Raw genomic sequence first — 20,047 nt, 5'->3', positions numbered from 1 at the left:
GCCGATCAGTGATGACGCGGTGGTCATGAACTCCCGTGAGGTCTTCCCGTTCCAGGAGGGCTATGAGGAGCACGTCGACGCGATCTATGACGGTCGTTACGACACGGTGGACCTGGAGATGGCGCAGCAGAAGTTCGAGGAGTCCGGTCTGGAAGAGGGCACCGAGATCCGCATCGGCTACGGCGCGGGCAACCAGCGTCGGGTCAACGAGGTCGCGCTGATCAAGGCCTCCTGTGACCAGGTCGGCTTCAACATCGTGGATGCCTCGGCTCCGGGGCTGGGCGACGTGCTGTCCTCGGGTGACTGGGAGATCGCGCTGTTCGCCTGGGCCGGTTCCGGCACGGTGACCGGCTCGGCGTTCTGGTACGAGATCGACGGCCCCGGCAACATGGGTGGCTGGGTCAACCAGGCCGCAGACGACGCCTGGAATGCCATCTCAACCACGCTGGACGAGGAGGCCCAGGCTGAGCAGTTGGCCATCATCGAGACCGAGGCCTGGAACGACCTGCACAGCATCCCGGTCTTCGCCCACCCGGGCATCATCGCCCACGACGCGACGATCGACAATGTCATCCACAACGCGAGCCAGACCGGTGTTGTCTGGAACGCCGAGCAGTGGGTCCGCGCTGACTGATGACATGCCGGGGTCGTCGCCTCGGGGTCCATGCCCTATGGTGCTGTCTCAACACGGGAGTCCGGTGAGCCGGGCTGAGAGGAAACTTCTCAAGTTTCGACCGCAGAACCTGATCTGGATCATGCCAGCGCAGGGACGTTGACTCTGACTTCCCGTGCCCCGTACTTCATCAGGAAGGGCACGCAATGCACACACCACAGACCGCCACCACGGCAGCCCCCCAGTCCCCGACGACCTTCATCGACGAGGGCTTCAATCCCACTCCCCACGAGTTCGGCGTCGGTGCGCGGTTCACGCTCGCCGTCATGGCCGAGAACTTCGCTGAGGTCATCCTGGACGCGCTCCGGCAGGCCGACGCCACCGGACTGAGTGTGACTACCGGCAGCGTCAGCACGCACGTCGCTGGCGCGGAGCAGGATGTGATGCGCTATCTGGCCCAGGTCATCACCGCCGCCGGCCGATCCGGGGCACACGTGGCCGCGACGGTGCACCTCTCCCGAGGCTGTCCGGGGGGCATCACCTGCGATGTTCCTGCCGGTGGTGCCGCCCTGCGATCGGAGATCCCGAGGCTGACGTCGGCCGGTGTCGACTGCGTCGCCGAGTGGGCGTTGTATCCGCTGGCAGATGGCGGGCCTGACGGGGGGAGCGCAGATCACATGCGCGAGATCTATCACGCGATCGACCATGCGCGCACCACGGGCGTCACGGTGACTCCTGATCACTTCGTCACCCGCCTCGAGGGTGACCTCGCGGCAGTCCTGGAGACGATCGCCGCGGCGTGGGTCCTCGTGGGCAGGTCGGTTCAGCACGTCACGACACACGCCTCGCTGTCGATCAACAGCCCCAGTGCGTCCTGACGCGGGGCGGGAATCGTGAACTCCACAGCACCAGGGCGCCAGCATGCCCGCATCCGTGACCCCTGGACGCTGCGGGATCTCGTCCTGCTCGTCGTCCTGGGGGTCGTCTTCGGCTTCCTGTACTGGGTCTTCGTGCAGGCCTGGACCGCACTGTCCATCGCCATGGGACCGGCCGGTGACCTCTCGCAACACGTCCTAGCCGGCAGCTGGCTGCTGGTGGCGCCCCTGGCCATCGCCATCATCCGGCGGCCGTTTGCCGGGATTCTCGCTGAGGTCCTGGCGTCGGTCATCGAGGTGGTCTTCCTCGGCTCCGCGGTGGGCCCACTGCTCTTCATCGCCGCGGCCATCCAGGGCGTTGGCAGTGAGCTGCCCTTCGCCGCTACCCGCTACCGACGGTACACCTGGCTCATCTATGCCCTCTCCGGGCTGCTCGGCGCCGGCTTGGTCTTCTGCTACTCCGCCGTCCTGTCCGGCTGGATCGGACAGGACCTGTTGGTCGTGCGCCTGGTGATCCACCTGACCTCCGGGGTGATCCTCGGCGGTCTGCTCGCCAAGGTTGTTGTCGACGGGCTCGCCCGAACCGGTGTGGTGGACAACTACGCCATCGGCCGTCGGGTGGAGGCCGACCGTGTCATCCACTGAGTCCGCGCTGCGGTTGGACGACGTCTGCGTGGCCTTCCCTCGCCGCCCGGAGCCGATCCTGCGCAATGTCACGCTCGTGTTGGAGCGTGGGGAGCAGCTGGTGGTCTTCGGTGCGTCCGGGTCCGGGAAGTCAACTCTCCTGCAAGCGATCACCGGTGTCGTCCCCCACACCGTGTCGGCCGCGTTGACCGGGACGGTCACCGTGAACGGGCGAGCGACCACGCAGTGCTCTGTCGTAGAGCTGTCACGTCACGTCGGGACCCTCGCCCAGGACCCGTCCTCGGGGATCTGCCTGCCCGACGTGGAGCAGGAACTGGCGCTGCCCCTGGAGAACCATGCTGTGCCCGCCGACGAGATCTCGGAGCGGATCGACCGGGCTCTGGCCTCCGTCCGCGCGCTGACTCTGCGGGGACGCCGGACGGACCAGCTCTCGGGTGGGGAGGGGCAACGGGTAGCGCTGGCCGCGGCCCTGATCAACGGCCCGGACCTCCTGCTGCTCGATGAGCCCACCTCCATGCTCGACCCGGCGGGTGTGGCGGCCGTCCGGCAGGCCATCAACACAGCCGTTGCAGCGCACGGGCCGGCGGTCGTCCTGGTCGAGCACCGACTCGACGACTACGCCGGCCCGGACGGAGTGGCCGGCCTCCCCGCACGGGCCATCGTGCTGGGCGAGGACGGGCACGTCGTCGCCGCGGGCGCAACCTCCGACGTGCTGACCGAGCACGCCGGCCGGCTTCATGCGGCGGGCTGCTGGCTGCCTCTGGAGACCGAACTCCAGGCCGTCACCGGGTTCTCCGGCGGGCTCGCCGAACCCGCGGTGCGTCAGGGTCTACGCAGCCACGCACCTCCGGCCCCGGCAGGCGATCGCGCCGCGGAGCCCGTCGGTCCGGTGGTCCTCGCGGTGGACGACCTGGCAGTCTCCCGTGCCGCGTGGGTCCCACGAAGGCGGTGGGCTCGTCGTCGACGAGTCCGCGAAGCACCGGAGGTTCCCAAGCTGCTAGAGCGCGTGTCCTTCCGGCTCCGGACCGGCGAGGTCACCGCGTTGCTCGGGCCCAACGGGGCGGGGAAAACCTCGTTGCTGCTCACCCTTGCCGGGCTCTTGCCGCAGGCAGGGGGGTCGGTGTCCGGTCCGCGGCCTGGGCTGGTCTTCCAGAACCCTGAGCACCAGTTCGTAGCCCACACAGTGCGGGACGAGGTCGGCCACGGGCTCACCGATGCCCCGCCCGGACGCGTGGATGACCTGCTGGACCAGCACCGCCTGGCCCACCTGGCAGAGCAGAGCCCGCACCGCCTCTCGGGCGGGGAGAAGCGCCGTCTGAGCATGGCGGCCATGTTGGCGCACGAGCGACCGGTTCTGCTGGCTGACGAACCGACCTTTGGCCTGGACCGCCGAGACACCCTCGCCACACTGGCAGCGCTGCGCTCGGCCGCGGTCAGCCGCAGTGTCCTGTTCTCCAGCCACGACCTGCGGAGCGTGGCCGCGACCGCTGACCGGGCGCTGGTCATTGCCGACCGCTCCGTGATCGCCGACGGCCCGGTCCTGGAGGTGCTGCGTGACCCTGTGGTCCTGGAGCGGGCGGGCCTGCGGCTACCACCGCTGCTCCAGTGGCTGCTGCTGGAGTTCGACTCAGCCGACCAGGTCCGTGCGGTCCTCAGCTGGCTCGACGCCGCGCCGGCGGTCGTCCCAGCCACGGCGGCGGAGACATGAGCATCCCCGCGCTTGGTCCACCCGCCGGGAGGGCTGCGGGAAGCGTTCTGGCTCGTCGCAACCCCACCGTCAAGCTGATGCTGCTGTTCGTGGTCTCCGCAGTCCTGGCGGTGATCTTCGACCCGGTCACGCCAGCCGTGCTCTACGTCCTTGCTGCCGCGGCGGTGATCGCCTCCACCGGGATGGAACTCACCCGGTTGGCGCTCCTGCACCTGCCGTTCATCGGCTTTGGCCTGGGCGTGTTCCTGGTGAATGCGCTGAGCCGGCCAGGTGACGTGTGGTGGACCGCCGGGCCGCTGCGGATCACGGTCGAGGGCCTGTCGGTGGGCGGGTCGCTGGCCTTGCGGACCCTGGTCATCGGTGTGCTGGCCATCGGCTTCATCACCTCGACGGATGGCGTGCGTCTCATGCACAGCCTGCACCAGCAGGGCCGGCTCGGGCCACGAGTCACCTACGCCGTCCTGGCCGGCTATCGGATGCTCCAGGAGATGCCACGGGAGTGGCAGACCATTCGTCATGCCCACGCCGTGCGGGCGCCCCTGCGGCCAGACGGAGCCCCATCGCGCAGCCCCCTTGCCTTCGGCCGCGGGGCGTTCGCCCTGCTCGTCATCTCGGTGCGCAAGGGGGAGCGGATGGCCCTGTCGCTGGAGTCGCGCGGCCTGGGGCTCAGCCCCCGGACCACGTGGCGACGCGTCCCACTCACCGGCGCTGACTGGGCCATGGCTGCTGGTGTGCTCGGTGTGCTCGCCACCGTCGTGGTCACCAGCAGGATGCTGGGGCACCTACGAGGCGTTGAGGCGCTCCTGTCCTGAGGCGCTACTCACCCTGCCCGGGTGCCTGGGCGGAACCGTGGAGCAGACGAGAAGCTCCGGGGCCGACCGGTCGCGCGGGCCCTCGTGCGAGTTGGTGTTGGCTCAGCCCTGGGGAGCGTTGTCCGCGACCTCGGACTCGGCCTCGGCAAGCTTGGCGCGGACCTCGTCCATGTCCAGCTCCTTGAGCTGGCTGATCAGGCTCTCCAGACCGGCGGCGGGGAGCACGCCCGGCTGGGAGAAGAGCAGGATGCCGTCGCGGAAACCCATCACGGTGGGGATGGAGGTGATCTGCGCACCGGCGGCCAACTCCTGCTGGGCCTCGGTGTCGACCTTGCCGAAGACCACATCCTCGTGCTTCTCGGCCGCCTGCTCATAGACCGGTGCAAACGCACGACACGGGCCGCACCAGGATGCCCACCAGTCGATCAGGACGATCTCGTTGTCGGACAGCGTCTGGTCCAGGTTGTCTCGGGTCAGTTCCATCGTGCTCATGCCGGGGTCAACGGTGCGCCCACCGCGGACATTCCCCGCGCGATCTTCGTCACATGCCGAAAGCCTGACGGGTGGGACGGTCCCGATGGGGAACAATGGCCGCTATGGGTTTCGCGCCGTCAGTCTCCAACTCGATCACTGTCCGCCTTGAGATCCCTGCGCGGGCAACCGCCGTCGGGGAACTCACCACTGCCATCGAGAAGGAGGGCGGCATGGTCACGGCGGTCGACATCGCCGAGTCCGGCACGGAGCGCCTTCGCGCCGACCTGACCATCGCAACCTGGGGCGAGGCGCACGCCAAGCAGATCGTTGAGGCCATGCGCACGGTGCGCGGCGTTGAGATCGGCAAGGTCAGTGACCGCACCTTCCTGATGCACCTCGGCGGGAAGCTGAGCGTCGAGTCCAAGCAGCCGATCCGCAACCGCGACGACCTGTCGATGGTCTACACCCCGGGGGTGGCCAGGGTCTGCCAGGCGATCGTGGACAACCCCGAGGATGCCCGCCGCCTGACCATCAAGCGCAACACGGTTGCCGTGGTCACCGACGGCACCGCCGTCCTGGGCATGGGCGACATCGGGCCGCTGGCGGCGATGCCGGTCATGGAGGGCAAGGCCGCGCTCTTCAAGCGCTTCGCCGACGTCGACGCCTTCCCGATCGTCCTGGACACCAAGGACGCTGACGAGATCGTGCGCATCGTCAAGGCCATCTCGCCGGGCTTCGCCGGCATCAACCTCGAGGACATCTCGGCGCCGCGCTGCTTCTACATCGAGCGACGGTTGCGCGAGGAGCTGGACATCCCGGTCTTCCATGACGACCAGCACGGCACGGCGATCGTGGTGCTCGCGGCGCTCCGCAACGCGCTGCGGGTGGTCGAGAAGGAGCTCGCCGGCGTCAAGATCGTGCTCTCCGGCGCCGGGGCGGCGGGGTCAGCGATCCTGCGACTGCTGCTCATGGCGGGAGCCACCGACGTCATCGTCTCCGACGTCCACGGGGTTCTGCACTCCGAGCGGGCTGACATCGCCCGGGGTGACAACGCCAACATGGCCTGGATCGCGACCCAGACCAACCGTGGTGGACTGCAGGGCTCGCTCAAGGAGGCTCTCGTGGGGGCCGACGTCTTCATCGGCGTGTCCGCCGGCGGCATCCTCTCCGGGGATGACATCGGCACCATGGCGCAGGATGCCGTGGTCTTCGCCATGGCCAATCCGACTCCTGAGGTGGACCCCGCTGACGCCGCCGAGCACGCCACCGTCGTGGCCACTGGGCGCAGTGACTTCGCCAACCAGATCAACAACGTCCTGGTCTTCCCTGGGGTCTTCCGCGGTCTCATGGATGCCCAGAGCGACCACATCACCGACGAGATGCTGCTCGCGGCCGCCATCGCGCTCTCCGACGTGGTGGGAGCAGACGAGCGCAACCCGACTTACATCATTCCGAGCGTTTTCAACCCCAAGGTCAGCAAGGCAGTGGCCCAAGCAGTCGAGAAGGTCGCTCGAGAGCGTGTCGACGCCACCTCCTGATCGGACCCGGGGTATGGGACAGCGACAGGCGCTCGGATGGCTCTTGCTGCTCGGACTGCTGGCGGGCCAGGTCTGGTGCCTGTATGTGCTGGTTCCCGGTGCCGGTGAGCCCTACTTCAGCGGGCAGGACAAGGTGGCACACGCCGTGCTCTTCGGTCTCCCGTGCTGTCTGGCCCTGCTGCTCCGAGCACGGCTCGTCGTGCTGGGCATCCTGGTCCATGCCCTGGTGAGTGAGCCCTTGCAGGGACTGCTCACCTCGACCCGAACCCCGGATGTGTGGGACACCGTGGCAGACCTGGCCGGCATCGCGGTCGCGGTCGCGGTGGTGCTGCTGGCTCGGCACAGACTGGAGCGGCTCGTCGCCCCGAGTGGTGGCACCGTGGGGCTCGCCCCGTGACGGGCGAGGAGGAGCCAACCTCCCTCGCGGGCCAGTTGTTGGTTGCCACGCCGCTGACGGGGGACTTCTTCCAGCGGTCCGTGGTGCTGGTGCTGCACCACGACGAGGGCGGCGCCACTGGCGTCACCCTCAACAAGCCCATGGAGGCCCACGTGGGTGCCGTGCTCCCGGACTGGCAGCCGCACGTCACCCCGCCCGGAGTGCTTTTCCAGGGGGGCCCCGTGCAGACCGACTCGGCGATGGGTCTGGTCAGCGTCCCCGGGGGAGAGGCAGCCCAGACCGAGGCACTGGGGATCTCGATGCTGTTCGGTGGTCTGGCCCTGGTCGATCTGGACGCCCCACCACCGCTCGTGGTGCCGGAGGTGTCCGGCCTGCGCATCTTCGTCGGATACGCCGGCTGGAGTGAAGGGCAGCTTGAGGCAGAGCTCATCGAGGGGGCCTGGTATGTCGTGGAGCGGGAACCCCGCGACCCCTTCCACGAGTCTGCAGACCTGTGGCGGGACATCCTGGTGCGGCAGCACAACTCGCTGTCCCTGCTGGCCAACTACACACAGCACCCGGAACACAACTGAGGTGGCGAGGCGGCTGCCCGGCTAGAGTGGTCCCATGTTCTCGAGCATGTCGCAGGAGCCGTTGGACGCCCCCGAAGCCCCGAGCACACCGTCCACGCGGACGGCCGTGCTGGAGCGCGAGGACACCAGCACCGACCCACGGCTGAGCGAGCCGGGTGACCACGAACGTTTCGCGCACTATGTGCGCAAGGAGAAGATCATGGAGAGCGCCCTCTCGGGCGATCCCGTGGTCGCGCTCTGTGGCAAGATCTGGGTTCCTGGTCGTGACCCGGAACGGTTTCCGGTGTGCCCCATGTGCAAGGAGATCTACGAAGGGCTGCGCGCGCCGCAGGACGGCGGCGAGTAGGAGCGGTGGGACCGGACACCCGCTCTGGGCGGCGCGCCGGTCCTGAGCCGCTGAGCACGTCGTCCACCGCACTGCGTCCGGCCGGCCTCTGGTGGGGTGGAGGGATGCTCCTCCTCGGCGTCTTGGGAACCTGGCTGACGTGGGGCTTCTTCGTCGGCAGCGGGCCCGGGCAGCGCCTGGACGAGGCGGCCTTCTCCGGGTCACGCCTGGGCCGCCGGACACTGTGGAACGCGGCTGAACCGATCCTGGACCTCGTGTCCGTGCCCCTCCTGGTGCTCGTGCTGGTCGCCGCGGCTGCGATTGCCCTGGCCCGTCGTCGGTGGATCCTGGTGCTGCAGGTGTCCCTGCTGCTCGGGGGTGCGAACCTGACGACCCAGCTGCTGAAGAAGGTCGTCCTGGACCGTCCGGACCTGGTCGAGAGCATCAGCCTGCGCGCCAACTCCTTGCCCAGCGGACACACCACGGTCGCGGCCAGCGTGGCGGTCGCACTGTTGCTCGTCGTGCCGCGCAGGGCGCGACCCGTGGCAGCGGTCCTGGGCGGGGCCTACGCGGCACTCACCGGCGTGTCCACGATGATCGGTGGCTGGCACCGCCCCTCGGACGTGATCGCAGCCTGCACCGTCGTGCTGGCCTGGGCGGGGGTGAGCACCCTGGTCGCTGCGGTGGCCGCGCCCGAATCCGAGGCGCCGGGCGGCGCCGGCGCCGGCGCGGCCAAGGCCGTTGCAGTGTTGCTGGGCCTCGGGTCCGTGATCTGCGGCGCGCTGGGAGTGGCGACGCTGGTCCGCATTCATGACCGACTGGGCGTCGTCGCGGAGCTGATGGCACGTGCCGATCTGGCCACGGCCTACGTGGGCTCCGCCCTCGGCGTTGTCGCGGCCGCCGCAGCCCTGTTCGCTGCCGCCCTGATCGCCCACGAGATCGCGTCCGGAGAGGTGGTTCGCACCGGTGGATCACGGTGACTGAGTCGCGTTGATCCCGGTGCCTGGGTCGCGGCGCGCGAGCGACCAGCGGCTTTACCGAGCGCGTTCAGAACTGCCTCCTGGAACTCGTATCCTGATCGGCGATGTCCACCTCAGCTGCCTCTCATCTGCCCCCCGCCTATCCCGAACGAGCGGCGTGGGGCACTGCCGGCAAACTCCGTGCGTGGCAACAGGCCGCGCTGGACCAGTATCTTGCCGAGGGGCCCCGCGACTTCCTCGCCGTCGCGACTCCCGGGGCCGGCAAGACGACCTTCGCCCTGAAGGTCGCCACCGAGCTCCTGGACGCCGGCATCATCGAGCGGGTCACGGTCGTGGCGCCGACCGAGCACCTCAAGACCCAGTGGGCCGAGGCCGCAGCACGGGTGGGGATCAACATCGACCCTCGCTTCGCCAACGCACACGGTCGGCACTCTGCCGACTTCCACGGTGTGGCGGTGACTTATGCGGGCGTGGCCAGCAGGCCGCTGCTGCACCGGGCGCGCACCGAGGCGGCCCGCACATTGGTGATCCTCGATGAGATCCACCACGGCGGCGACGCCCTGAGCTGGGGTGAGGCCATCCGCGAGGCGTTCGAGCCAGCGGCCCGGCGCCTGTCGCTCACGGGCACACCGTTCCGCTCGGACACCGCGGCGATCCCGTTCGTGCGCTACGCCATGGACAGCGAAGGTGTCCTGCGGTCGGAGGCCGACTACACCTACGGCTACGCGGAGGCGCTCCGGGACAGCGTCGTGCGGCCCGTCCTGTTCCTCGCCTATGGCGGGAGTATGCGGTGGCGCACCCGGGCGGGCGACGAGATCTCCGCGCAGCTCGGGGAGGCCCTGACCAAGGACCTGTCCAAGCAGGCCTGGCGGACGGCCCTGGACCCTAGCGGGGAGTGGATCCCGACGGTCCTGCTGGCGGCGGACAAGCGGCTGACCGAGGTGCGGCGGGGCGTTCCTGATGCCGGTGGGCTGGTGATCGCCAGTGACCAGGCGTCGGCGCGTGCCTATGCCCGTCAGCTGGCGGCGCTCACGGGTGAGCAGCCGACTGTTGTCCTCTCCGACGACACCGGCTCGTCGCGTCGGATCGAGGAGTTCGCCGAGGGAGATGCGCGGTGGATGGTCGCGGTCCGCATGGTCTCCGAGGGTGTTGACGTCCCACGGCTCTGCGTCGGGGTCTATGCGACCTCCACCTCGACCCCGCTCTACTTTGCTCAGGCCATCGGCCGGTTCGTGCGCGCCCGTCGCCGGGGCGAGACGGCCTCGGTCTTCCTGCCCAGCGTGCAGCTGATCCTGCAGCATGCCGGGTCCATGGAGCTGCAGCGGGACCACGCCCTCAACAAGAAGCGCAGCGACGACGACGGCCTGGACTGGTCGCCGGAGGACAACCTGTTGGCGCAGGCCAATGCTGCCGAGCAGACCCTCGACCCAGAGCAGGGCTCATTCGAGGCGCTGGAGTCCGACGCGCTGTTCGACCACGTGCTCTTCGACGCCGAGCAGTTCGGGCTCGGTGCCGTGCCGGGAAGCTCCGAGGAGGAGGACTATCTGGGGTTGCCCGGTCTGCTCGAGCCCGATCAGGTCGCCCACGTGCTGCGGGACCGCCAGCGCAAGCAGGTCAAGAAGGGTGGTGGGCGGCAGGCCGCCGAACGGGTGTCGGCGCACCGGGCGCTGGCGGAGCACCGCAAGGAGCTCAACAAGCTGGTCTCTGCCTACGCCGCCAAGTCGGGGCAGCCGCACGCCATCGTCCACGCCGAACTGCGCCGTTCCTGCGGTGGTCCCGAGCTGGCCACAGCGAGCAGTGAGCAGGTCACCCAACGGATCGACACCATCCGCCGCTGGTTCGTCGGTCGCCGCTGACCGCGGCATTCTGTCCACAGGTGGGAGGGCGCTCGGCGGCGTGCCCCGCCGATGGTTATCTCTGGTCAGCGTCCGTGGCAGGCTAGGGGGATGACGACACGTGAAGCAGGGTGGTACGACGACCCGCAGGATGCCAACCTCCTGCGCTACTGGGACGGTGTGATGTGGACCGAGCACACGAGCCCCAGGCAGAAGCCGGGGCTGGACCAGGCGGGGGCCGGCTACGGACAGGGGACGTATGCCGCGGGGCCGGGGGCTGGAGGCCAGGGCCAGCAGGGCTCCGGGCAGCCGGGGCAGTACGGAGGCGCTCAGGGACAGTATGGTGCGCCCGGCGCCCCTCAGGACCAGTATGGTGCGCCCGGCGCACCCCAGGGGCAGCAGGGGCAGCCGAACTACCCGACCTACGGTGCGCCGCAGTACGGCGCACCCCAGGGCCAGCAGGGCGGCTGGGGACAGCCGATGCCGGGCGGGGGCTACACAGGCACCATGACGGGACCGACGACACCGGACGGTCAACCGATCGGCAGTTGGGGGATGCGCCTGCTGGCTCGCATCATTGACGGCATCCTCGTGGCTGTCGGTGGCTGGCTGCTCTCGATGGTCTTCATGCCTGACCTCATGACCGACTACACCGCCTTCTTCGAGGACGTCGCGGCAGGGGACGCGACGACGATGCCCGCGGACCTGGCCGGCGACTTCATGGCCTTCAGCCTCATGTTGGCCGTCCTGAGCATCATCTACGAGACCCTGATGCTCAAGTCCGCCAGCGCGACGGTGGGCAAGTTGGCCACCGGGCTGCGGGTGCGGCTGCGTGATCAGCCCGGGCCACTGTCCTGGGGGACTGCCGCGATTCGTGCGCTCGTCTGGTTCGGTCCGAACCTGCTCTCGGGAGTGCAGGCGCTGTCCTTCATCTCCGGCCTGTTCGGCCTCCTCAACGGTCTGTGGCCGCTGTGGGACAGCAAGAAGCAGTCACTGAACGACAAGATCGCCAAGACCAACGTCGTCAAGAAGTAGCACTCCGGCGCTGGCCGCGGTCAGCGCGCTTCACGCCTGAGGGAGTCACCACGGCGTGGCTGGTCGCTCGGCGGGCGCAGTTGAGGACGACGCAGCGGGCAGCAGCTCGAGGGTGGTCAGTTCATCGATCGGCAGGAGCACGCTCCCGCCCCCGTAGGACGTGAAGTGCTCCCGGAGGCCGCTGGCCTGCTCCTCACCCAGCTCGCCGATCCGTTGGGCGAGGTAGCCGGCATCCCGCTCGGTGAGTGTGGTGGCGACCCGCTCCAGCGGCGTGGCGGCCTCCGCGTCGGAGCCGGTCGCGTTCCCGCGGGCGTGCGCGACGGCCAGTTCAGTGGCGAGCAGCACGTTGAGCAGGCCGTGCTGGCGCTCCGTCCCGCCGCCGGGCAGCGACATCTCGGTGGGTGCCGCGTGGTGCAGGCCGCCGGTGAGGGTGAAGGGCAAGCGGCGCCTGGCACACCCGAGCAGGAACCCGGCCAGCACCTCGGGGCGGGGGAGCGGGATGCCCGGGGTCGAGCCGGTGGCGAGCTTGGCCCGCACGGGGTGGCTCCGGGCTGCCTCGGCGACGTCACCGATCTGGACGAGGAGCTGTTCGGCCGCCGGACCGATCTCGACGGCGAGAGGCACGCCCCAGGTGAGCGCGTCCCGCCACCGCGGGGAGTGAACCACCTCCACCCCCACCAGGTGGGCGTGGTCGGGGAGCTCGTGGGTGAGGCGATCGACGGCGTCGGCCAGCACCAGGGGATCGCTACCCGGGCCGGCGACGACCACGACCGGCAACGCATCGCCAGGGCCGGCACGGAGCACGTCGAGGAGATCGCCCACGGCCGCGGCGCCGATCAGCAGCGGCCCGATCAGCTCGGCATACGGCCCGCGTGAGCGCGCACGGAACTCAGCCACCGCCACCTCGACCGGAGCTGCCACTGGAGGGAGCCCGGATGCGTCGTCGAACAGGCGGTGGAACAGGGAGACGGGCGCCGATGACACGGTGGGCACGCTACTGCATGCCGTGGCCAGAGAGCGGCTAGTCTTGGCAGGACAGACGTGAACTACCACAGTCCAGGCGACAGGAGCAGCATGCAGACCCTCATCGACTCGGCCGTCTTCGTGGTGATCCTGGTGGTCGTGCTCTACGCGTTCTACGCGCTGTTCAAGCGCCCGAGCTGAGGGGCCCGTCGGCGCGGATGCTCATCCGCGGAGCGTGGCCCCGGCCGCCCGCAGCTCCTCGAGCGCAGCCTCGGTGGTCTCTGGGGCGACGCCGGCGGTGAGGTGAAGCAACACCGTGGTGTCCAGTTCCTGGGCCAGCGCGTCCAGGGCTGTGGCCCGCACGCAGTGGTCTGTGGCGATGCCGACGACGTCGACCTCGGTCACGTCGCGCTCCCGGAGCCACTCGGCCAACCCGATCTGCTCGCCATGCACCTCGGTGCTGCCCTCGAAGCCGGAGTAGGCCGCGGCATACTGGCCCTTGCGGAAGACCGCCTGGACGTGGTCCAGGGCGCCGGCCAGCTCGGGACGGAACTCGGCCCCGGCCGTCCCTGCCTCGCAGTGCACCGGCCAGGAGTCGACGAAGTCCGGCTGATCCGACCAGTGCTCACCGGGGTCGATGTGCCAGTCCGCGGTGGCGACGACGGCGGCATACTCCTGGCCGTGGGCGATCACGTGCTCGGTGATCCCGCCCGCGACGTCGCTGCCGCCCTCCACGGCCATGGACCCGCCCTCACAGAAGTCGAGCTGGACGTCCACGATGATCAGCGCGCGAGTCATAACCCCTACGGTAGGCGCTCCCTGCGGAGGAAGAAAGGAGCCCCTGCGCCGCGGGCCCGCGGCGCGTGGTCGGGAAGCAACCGTCCTGCAGGTCAGTCCTCCTCGACCTCCGTGCGGCTCAGCTCGTCCTCATAGACCGTGCGGATCGCCGGGTCGCCGTGGGAGAGCCGCAGACCCTTGGTAGGCAGTTCGGCGAGGGACCGTGCGTGGTGCTCGCGAGCAGTCCGGGCATCGGTCGGCACGAGGACCTCGCCGTCGCGCACGAGGTGCACCAGGAGGTCGCGGTCGTCACCGTCGTCGACCGGAGCGATGTCGATGCCGATGCGCTCCTCGTGCGCGACGCCCGTCATGTTGCGTCGACGCAGGGCGTGCTTGCGCCCGCCAACAGAGGCCTTGTCCTTGCTGGCCTTGGCCACGCCCTCCATCCGTCCCCGCGCGTCCTCACGGGCGACCAGCTTGTAGACCAGTCCTGCCGCGGGTGCCCCGGAGCCGGTCACCACACGGGTCCCGACGCCGTAGGCATCGACCGGGGCGGACTGGAGGGCGGCGATGGCGAACTCGTCCAGGTCGGAGGTGACCACGATCCGGGTGTCGGTGGCACCCAGGGCGTCGAGCTGGGCGCGCACCTCGTGGGCCTGGGAGATCAGGTCACCGGAGTCCAACCGCACGCCACCCAGGGTCGGGCCGGCCAGCTCGACGGCGAGCTCGACCGCGCCGCTCACCTCATAGGTGTCGACCAGCAGCGTCGTGGTCAGCCCCAGACTCTCCAACTGGGCGGCGAAGGCCTCCCGCTCGGAGTCGTACAGCAAGGTGAACGAGTGCGCTGCGGTGCCCTTGGTGGGGATCCCGTGACGGCGCCCGGCCTCCAGGTTGGAGGTGGAGGCGAAACCCGCGATGTATGCCGCGCGCGCGGCGGCCAGCGCGGCCGCCTCATGGGTGCGGCGCGAGCCCATCTCGATGCACGGACGGTCGTCGGCGGTGGCCGCCATCCGGGAGGCCGCGGCCGCCACGGCCGAGTCGAAGTTGAGGATCGACAGGGCGAGCGTCTCCAGGATCACCCCCTCGGCGAAGGTCGACTCCACGATCAGCAGCGGCGAGCCCGGGAAATAGCACTCACCCTCGGCATAGCCCCAGATGTCACCGGTGAACCGGTAGTTCGCCAGCCACTCCAACGTCTGGTCATTGACGACCCTGGTCTCACGCAGGAAGTCGATCTCCTCGGCACCAAAGGTGAAGTCGGTCAGCGCCTCCAGGAAGCGTCCGGTCCCGGCGACGACGCCGTAGCGCCGTCCCTCCGGGAGGTGCCGGGCAAAGGCCTCGAAGACACAGCGGCGATCGGCATGGCCGCTGGCGAGCGTGGCCTGGAGCATGGTCAGCTCGTAGTGGTCGGTCAGCAGTGAGGTGCGCGGGCTGTTCAGTGCGGTCACCCGCAGCACTCTAGGGTGAGTTCGTGATTCTCGGGGTTCCGCTGTGGGCGTTGGCCGTCATCGCCCTGGCCCTCCTCGTCGGGACGCTGGTGCAGGGCCTGGTCGGGTTGGGCCTGGGTCTGGTGGGTGCGCCGATCGCGACACTGGTCGCGCCCGAGCTGATGCCCGGGCTGCTGCTGTGCACGGCGGTGGTCCTGCCGGTGCTGCAGCTGGCCAGCAACCGGGAGCAGATCGACTGGCGCGGCCTGGCCTGGTCGTTGCCGAGCCGCATCCCCGGGACCGTGCTCGGTGTGTGGCTCGTGGCGGTCTTCACCGAGCGGCAGCTGTCTGTCGCTGTCGGGGTGATGGTCCTCGTGGCCGTCCTGCTCACCTGGCACACGGTGACGGTGCCGATCACGCCCAGCACCCTGGTCGGTGCCGGGGTCGTCTCCGGTGTGACCTCGACCGCGACCTCGATCGGTGGTCCGCCCATCGCGATCCTGTATCAGCACCGGTCGCCGGTGCAGATCCGGAGCACGCTGGCGGTCTACTTTGCCCTGGGCGCGGTGATCAGCCTGGCCGGGTTGGGCATCAGCGGGCAGCTGCACACCCGCGAGATCTGGTTGGCCGCGCTGCTCACACCCTGCCTGCTGGCGGGCCTCTGGCTCTCTCGGAGGGTGGGCCGCCGGGTCTCAGCGGTCCGCATCCGCACCATCATGCTGGTGGTCTGTGCCGCCTCCGCCGTGACACTGCTGGTGCGCAGCCTGGCCGGGTGAGCCGCGGTCGCGCCGCCGGAATGTTCCGGTCCCGGCCCACCGTACAGTGGGCAGCGTGTCAACGCCCTCGTTCTCCGCATCGACCGGTCCCACCGCCCCCGGCCCGCGGGAGGCCGGCGAGGTGGCCGTGCTCGACCGGCCGGAGGCCGATCTGCCGTGGGTCACGATCGTGTGGAACGACCCGGTCAACCTCATGTCCTATGTCTCCTGGGTCTTCCAGAGCCACTTCGGCTACCCGCGGGAGAAGGCGCAGCAGCTGATGCTGCAGGTGCACGAGGAGGGGCGGGCTGTGGTCTCCACCGGCACCCGCGAGAAGATGGAAGCCGACACGGAGGCCATGCATGGCTACGGACTCTGGGCGACCTTCCAGAAGGACGACTGATGGCGACGATGTTCCGTGCCCGTCACGGGCGGTTCACCGCCACGTGGGACACCGGGGAGGTCGCGGTCGTGCTCCACCTGCTCCGGTTGACCCACGACTTCGTGGCACCCGAGCGCGAAGACACTGGTGACCCCTTCCTGGACCTGGTCGCCGGGCTCGGTGGCACCGCCGACCCCGAGGAGCCCAGTGACCCGGCGCTGCGGCGACTGCTGCCACCGGCCCATCGCACCGACGCAGAGCAGGCCACGGAGTTCCGGCGGCTCACCGAGCACACCCTGCGGTCGCGCAAGGCAGCCAACCTGGCCACCACCATCACGGCACTGAGCGAGGCGCTCCCCGAGGACGGGGACCACGAGCCCACCGACCCGGTGACAGTCGCCCTGGACGCGGACCAGGCCAGGGCGATGACGATGGCCCTGACCGATATCCGGCTGATCCTGGGGGAGCGGCTGGCGATGCGCACCGAGGAGGACTCCGAACGGCTGCACGAGGAGTTCGCGGCGACCGTCCGGGGCGAGGGTGAGATGGAGCCCTCCGCCGTCCAGCAGATGGCCTACTACGACTTCCTCACCTGGGTGCAGGAGTCCCTCACCGAGGCGATGCTGGGCTAGGAGCCACTCTGCCCGACAGCGTCCTGAAGGGAGTCGCCATGGCGATAGGCTCGGGCCACCATGACTGAGCAGGCACACACCCCCAGCACCGAGCCCCTGACCGACCCGACCGGGGCGCCGACCGCGGACCCCGCAGAGGGGCTGCCCGGCGCAGTCCGGCTGCGCGTTGCACCCAGCCCGACCGGAGACCCGCACGTCGGCACGGCCTACATGTCGATGTTCGACCTTGCCTTCGCACGCCAGCAGGGCGGCCGGTTCGTGCTGCGCATCGAGGACACCGACCGGGCGCGGTTCCAGGAGGACAGCGAGCAGCAGATCTACGACACACTGTCCTGGCTCGGGCTCACCTGGGACGAGGGGCCGGACCGGGGTGGGCCCTGTGAGCCCTACCGGCAGTCCGAGCGGCTGGACACCTACCGGCCGTATGCCGATCGGTTGCTGGCCGACGGGCACGCCTACCTGTGCTGGTGCTCGGGGGAGCGACTCACGCAGATGCGCGAGAAGCAGCAGAAGCTGAAGCAGCCCACCGGCTACGACCGACTCTGCCACGGCAGAACGCGCGAGGAGCGGGCCGAGCTGCCGGGCTTTAGTGAGACGCCCGTCGTGCGCATGCTCATCCCCGACGATGCGCCGCTGGTCTTCACGGACCTGGTGCGCGGCGAGGTCTCCGCACCCCGGCCCGATGACCAGGTGATCGTCAAGGCGGACGGGTTCCCCACCTACCACCTGGCCGTGGTGGTGGACGACCACGAGATGGGCATCACCCACGTCGTGCGTGGTGAGGAGTGGATCTCCAGCACCCCCAAGCACGTGCTGCTCTATCAGTGGCTCGGACTCCCGGTGCCTCAGTTCGCCCACATGCCGCTCCTGCGCGATGAGAAGAAGGCCAAGATCTCCAAGCGCAAGAGCCCCTGGGCGCGGCTCACCTGGTTCAAGGAGCAGGGCTACCTGCCCGAGGCCCTGGTCAACTTCCTGGCCCTGCTCGGTTATCCGCCGATCATCGAGGAAGACGGCACCGAGCGCGAGGTCTTCACCTTCGAGGAGTTCAGCGCGGGCTTCGACTGGGGCAAGGTCAACACGGTCGGCCCGGTGTTCAACCTGGAGAAGCTCAACTGGCTCAACGGCCACTACCTGCGCCAGCTCGAGCCCGGCGACGTCGCCTCCCGACTGCTGCCCTACCTGCAGACCGCGGGCGTGCTCTCCGACCAGCCGAGCCTGCCGGAGCTGGGTCGCCTCGAAGCGGTCGCCGAGCTCGTCCAGACCCGGATCGTGACCCTCACCGACGCCGTGCCCCTGATCGCGCCCTTCTACACAGCGGACGCGGACCTGCCGATCGCCGACGATGCCCGCGGCCAGCTCAAGGAGGACGCCGGCACGGTGCTCGATGCCGCCCTGGCAGCGCTGGAGCCGATCGACGGAGCGATCCCCGACACGCTGGGGGCCCAGCCCGACTGGAACCACGCGCGGATCGAGGCGGCTCTGCGCGAGGCGCTCGTCGACGGGTTGGGCATCAAGCCCAGGTTTGCCTTCGGGCCGCTGCGCACGGCCGTGTCCGGCCAGCGGATCTCCCCGCCGCTGTTCGAGTCGATGGAGATCCTCGGCAAGGCCTCGACGGTGGCCCGCCTCCGGGGCCTGCGCGCCTCCCTGTGACCGGCTGGTCCGGTGGCCTCGGCGGACTCCTCGATGCCCTCACCCGTCAGCCACACGCACCCGGCCCACCGGACCGATTTGGGTGGGGCGCGACCGGCCGGGTAGTATCAGTCCTCGGTTCACCGGTGCATGAGGCCCTCGGGTCACAGCCACGGTGATACCCCCTTGGGGTATGGTGTAATCGGCAACACTACGGTTTCTGGTACCGTCATTCTAGGTTCGAGTCCTGGTACCCCAGCTTGGTCAATGCCCCTGCGGCACTGTCCATTCGGAAGTCCCGCCGTTCTGCGGTAGTCTTCCACCCGCTGTCCGGCTCGCCTGGCAGCAGCAGCTAGGGCCCCGTTGTGTAGCGGCCTAGCACGCCGCCCTCTCAAGGCGGTAGCGCGGGTTCGAATCCCGTCGGGGCTACAAGGGCAGAACCCCTCGTCAGACGCAATCTCTGGCCGGGGGTTTCTCCTTTGCCCGGAGAACGCTGGCACTCCGTCTGGGCCCGGTGGCCCCGTGCCTTCAGGGGTCCAGGTCGGATGCCTCCTGAGGCCGGTGACCTGGTCGGGCTACTTTTTCTTGGACTTCTTGTCCTTCTTCTTGCCCTTGTCCGACGCGGTGCTCTTGTTGCCCTTGCCCTTCTTGCTCTTCTTGTCCGCCTCGTGTGACTTCTTCAGGGTCTTGCGGGCGGAGTCCTTGAGCTCGGTCTCCACCGCCGCGACGTCCTCGGCGGCCACGAGCGAGGAGGTCGTCTTGCGTGCCCCGCGACTGGCTGTCCCGGTCGCCTTGCTGGTTGCCTTCTTGCGTGTCCCGCCCTTGGCGGCGGCCTGTCGGGGAGTGACCCCACCGGCGGGGGCGCGGCCACCGGCCAGCCCGTCAGAGGGCAGCGCCTTGGGTTCGTTCACCACCTGCTTGAAGTAGGTGCCGGGGCGAAACCGTGGAGTGCTCGTGCCGGCGATCGGGACGCTCTCACCGGTGCGTGGGTTGCGGCCGGTGCGGGGTGCACGGTCGGCGCGCTCGAACGTGCCGAAACCGGTGATCCCGACGCTGCCACCAGCCGTCACCTCACGAATGACGACGTCCACGAGCGCCTCGACGGCGAGGGTGGCATCTCGGCGACTACCCAACTGGGTGCTCAGCCTGTCGATCAACTCTGCCTTGTTCACCGGTGCTCCATTCCGTCGTTGGTCTAGAGGACCCGATTCACACTACGGGACAAGCGGATTCATGCAACTGCGAGGCGGAGGGTCAGCGGATCTGCTCGTCCGGGCCGATGCCGACGATCCACAGGCGCGTCACCGTCGCGTCCCCGGACTCGGGGTCACCGGTCACCTCGATGCTCAGCCGCTGACCGAGGCGCAGATGGCGCAGGCTGCTGTGCTCAAAGACCGTCGACTCGAAGGGGAGCACCTTGCCGGTGTCCAGGATGAGGCTCCCGGCGGCCGTGACCGGGTCGAACGTGTGCACCGTCGCCTGCATAATCGTCACCCTAGTAGACCGTCGCGTCTCAAGATCTGGGTATAGATGACGGAGTGTGATCCGGGCGTCGGTCGCGGTGAGTTGCCAGTCGATGTGGCCTTGGTCGGGTTGGTGGCTTCCTGCCAGGCTGCGGTTCGGCGTTGCGGCAGGTCGAGGTCATCGATGTGCCGTGCGCCGTCTGGCGCGCG

Annotated in this window: 22 protein-coding genes, 2 tRNA genes and 1 riboswitch; of the genes, 18 read left to right on the top strand and 6 right to left on the bottom strand. The window is 69.3% G+C overall.

Annotated elements, in window-relative coordinates; translation table 11 throughout:
* The 5 genes from DPQ65_RS09125 to DPQ65_RS09105 all read left to right on the top strand — a co-directional run.
* Positions 1 to 634: periplasmic substrate-binding domain-containing protein (locus DPQ65_RS09125; protein WP_475120345.1), on the top strand; the 634-nt coding region annotated here is incomplete at its 5' end.
* A 43-nt stretch (positions 635 to 677) separates the two neighbouring features.
* Positions 678 to 788, top strand: a riboswitch (TPP riboswitch).
* A gap of 31 nt (positions 789 to 819) precedes the next feature.
* Entirely contained in the window at positions 820 to 1,491 is a 672-nt protein-coding gene (locus tag DPQ65_RS09120; protein ID WP_114907044.1) for a YkoF family thiamine/hydroxymethylpyrimidine-binding protein, read from the top strand.
* A 15-nt stretch (positions 1,492 to 1,506) separates the two neighbouring features.
* Positions 1,507 to 2,133 carry an ECF transporter S component gene (locus DPQ65_RS09115; RefSeq protein ID WP_114907043.1) on the top strand — a complete coding sequence of 209 codons (627 nt, stop codon included), beginning with the start codon at positions 1,507 to 1,509 and terminating at the stop codon, positions 2,131 to 2,133.
* Positions 2,120 to 3,841 (top strand): ABC transporter ATP-binding protein, encoded by a 1,722-nt coding sequence (locus tag DPQ65_RS09110; RefSeq protein ID WP_162802136.1) that lies wholly within the window; start codon positions 2,120 to 2,122, stop codon positions 3,839 to 3,841. Before DPQ65_RS09115 ends, DPQ65_RS09110 begins: the two co-directional genes overlap by 14 nt.
* Positions 3,838 to 4,653 (top strand): energy-coupling factor transporter transmembrane component T family protein, encoded by an 816-nt coding sequence (locus DPQ65_RS09105; protein WP_114907041.1) that lies wholly within the window; start codon positions 3,838 to 3,840, stop codon positions 4,651 to 4,653. Before DPQ65_RS09110 ends, DPQ65_RS09105 begins: the two co-directional genes overlap by 4 nt.
* Positions 4,654 to 4,755: 102 nt before the next feature.
* Here the strand turns inward: DPQ65_RS09105 and DPQ65_RS09100 are convergent, their stop codons facing one another.
* Positions 4,756 to 5,145 (bottom strand): thioredoxin family protein, encoded by a 390-nt coding sequence (locus tag DPQ65_RS09100; protein WP_114907040.1) that lies wholly within the window; start codon positions 5,143 to 5,145, stop codon positions 4,756 to 4,758.
* A 104-nt stretch (positions 5,146 to 5,249) separates the two neighbouring features.
* On the opposite strand from DPQ65_RS09100, the gene DPQ65_RS09095 reads away from it, so the two are divergent.
* From DPQ65_RS09095 to DPQ65_RS09065, 7 genes are all read left to right on the top strand, one after another.
* Positions 5,250 to 6,665, top strand: a complete 1,416-nt coding sequence (locus DPQ65_RS09095) for an NAD-dependent malic enzyme (protein WP_114907039.1) — start codon at positions 5,250 to 5,252, stop codon at positions 6,663 to 6,665.
* 13 nt (positions 6,666 to 6,678) lie between these two features.
* Positions 6,679 to 7,062: a hypothetical protein gene (locus DPQ65_RS09090; protein ID WP_114907038.1), complete on the top strand. Its 384-nt coding sequence runs from the start codon at positions 6,679 to 6,681 to the stop codon at positions 7,060 to 7,062.
* A complete protein-coding gene (locus DPQ65_RS09085; protein ID WP_114907037.1) occupies positions 7,059 to 7,634 on the top strand; it encodes a YqgE/AlgH family protein in 576 nt (191 codons plus the stop codon). The genes DPQ65_RS09090 and DPQ65_RS09085 overlap by 4 nt, the downstream gene beginning before the upstream one ends.
* Before the next feature lie 34 nt (positions 7,635 to 7,668).
* Complete coding sequence (locus DPQ65_RS09080) at positions 7,669 to 7,980, top strand: DUF3039 domain-containing protein (protein WP_114907036.1); 312 nt, start codon at positions 7,669 to 7,671, stop codon at positions 7,978 to 7,980.
* Positions 7,981 to 8,084: 104 nt separating this feature from the next.
* A complete protein-coding gene (locus tag DPQ65_RS09075; protein ID WP_114907048.1) occupies positions 8,085 to 8,939 on the top strand; it encodes a phosphatase PAP2 family protein in 855 nt (284 codons plus the stop codon).
* A 104-nt stretch (positions 8,940 to 9,043) separates the two neighbouring features.
* Complete coding sequence (locus DPQ65_RS09070; RefSeq protein WP_114907035.1) at positions 9,044 to 10,795, top strand: DEAD/DEAH box helicase; 1,752 nt, start codon at positions 9,044 to 9,046, stop codon at positions 10,793 to 10,795.
* A 90-nt stretch (positions 10,796 to 10,885) separates the two neighbouring features.
* A complete protein-coding gene (locus tag DPQ65_RS09065; RefSeq protein ID WP_162802137.1) occupies positions 10,886 to 11,809 on the top strand; it encodes an RDD family protein in 924 nt (307 codons plus the stop codon).
* A 45-nt stretch (positions 11,810 to 11,854) separates the two neighbouring features.
* Here the strand turns inward: DPQ65_RS09065 and DPQ65_RS09060 are convergent, their stop codons facing one another.
* The 3 genes from DPQ65_RS09060 to DPQ65_RS09050 form a co-directional block, all read right to left on the bottom strand.
* Entirely contained in the window at positions 11,855 to 12,793 is a 939-nt protein-coding gene (locus tag DPQ65_RS09060; protein WP_162802135.1) for a hypothetical protein, read from the bottom strand.
* A gap of 201 nt (positions 12,794 to 12,994) precedes the next feature.
* On the bottom strand, positions 12,995 to 13,570 hold the full coding sequence (locus tag DPQ65_RS09055; RefSeq protein WP_114907032.1) for an isochorismatase family protein: 576 nt from the start codon (positions 13,568 to 13,570) through the stop codon (positions 12,995 to 12,997).
* A gap of 92 nt (positions 13,571 to 13,662) precedes the next feature.
* Entirely contained in the window at positions 13,663 to 14,997 is a 1,335-nt protein-coding gene (locus tag DPQ65_RS09050; protein ID WP_114907047.1) for a nicotinate phosphoribosyltransferase, read from the bottom strand.
* 23 nt (positions 14,998 to 15,020) lie between these two features.
* On the opposite strand from DPQ65_RS09050, the gene DPQ65_RS09045 reads away from it, so the two are divergent.
* From DPQ65_RS09045 to DPQ65_RS09020, 6 genes are all read left to right on the top strand, one after another.
* A complete protein-coding gene (locus tag DPQ65_RS09045) occupies positions 15,021 to 15,752 on the top strand; it encodes a sulfite exporter TauE/SafE family protein (protein WP_202863065.1) in 732 nt (243 codons plus the stop codon).
* A 121-nt stretch (positions 15,753 to 15,873) separates the two neighbouring features.
* The gene (gene clpS / locus DPQ65_RS09040) at positions 15,874 to 16,134 is read left to right on the top strand and encodes an ATP-dependent Clp protease adapter ClpS (RefSeq protein ID WP_238146757.1); all 261 of its coding nucleotides are present in this window, start codon (positions 15,874 to 15,876) and stop codon (positions 16,132 to 16,134) included.
* Positions 16,134 to 16,745, top strand: coding sequence for a DUF2017 family protein (locus DPQ65_RS09035; protein WP_114907030.1), 612 nt, complete (start codon positions 16,134 to 16,136; stop codon positions 16,743 to 16,745). Before clpS ends, DPQ65_RS09035 begins: the two co-directional genes overlap by 1 nt.
* Before the next feature lie 210 nt (positions 16,746 to 16,955).
* Entirely contained in the window at positions 16,956 to 18,395 is a 1,440-nt protein-coding gene (gene gltX / locus DPQ65_RS09030; RefSeq protein ID WP_238146756.1) for a glutamate--tRNA ligase, read from the top strand.
* 166 nt (positions 18,396 to 18,561) lie between these two features.
* Positions 18,562 to 18,633 (top strand) — tRNA-Gln (locus tag DPQ65_RS09025).
* A gap of 97 nt (positions 18,634 to 18,730) precedes the next feature.
* Positions 18,731 to 18,803: transfer RNA gene (locus DPQ65_RS09020), tRNA-Glu, on the top strand.
* A gap of 146 nt (positions 18,804 to 18,949) precedes the next feature.
* On the opposite strand, the gene DPQ65_RS09015 is transcribed toward DPQ65_RS09020, so the two are convergent.
* Positions 18,950 to 19,546: an HU family DNA-binding protein gene (locus DPQ65_RS09015; RefSeq protein WP_114907028.1), complete on the bottom strand. Its 597-nt coding sequence runs from the start codon at positions 19,544 to 19,546 to the stop codon at positions 18,950 to 18,952.
* A gap of 82 nt (positions 19,547 to 19,628) precedes the next feature.
* Entirely contained in the window at positions 19,629 to 19,859 is a 231-nt protein-coding gene (locus tag DPQ65_RS09010; protein WP_114907027.1) for a hypothetical protein, read from the bottom strand.
* Positions 19,860 to 20,047: the final 188 nt, after the last annotated feature.

Source organism: Ornithinimicrobium murale, assembly GCF_003352835.1.
Taxonomy (GTDB): Bacteria; Actinomycetota; Actinomycetes; order Actinomycetales; family Dermatophilaceae; genus Ornithinicoccus; species Ornithinicoccus muralis.
This window is presented reverse-complemented; position numbering and strand designations above follow the sequence as displayed.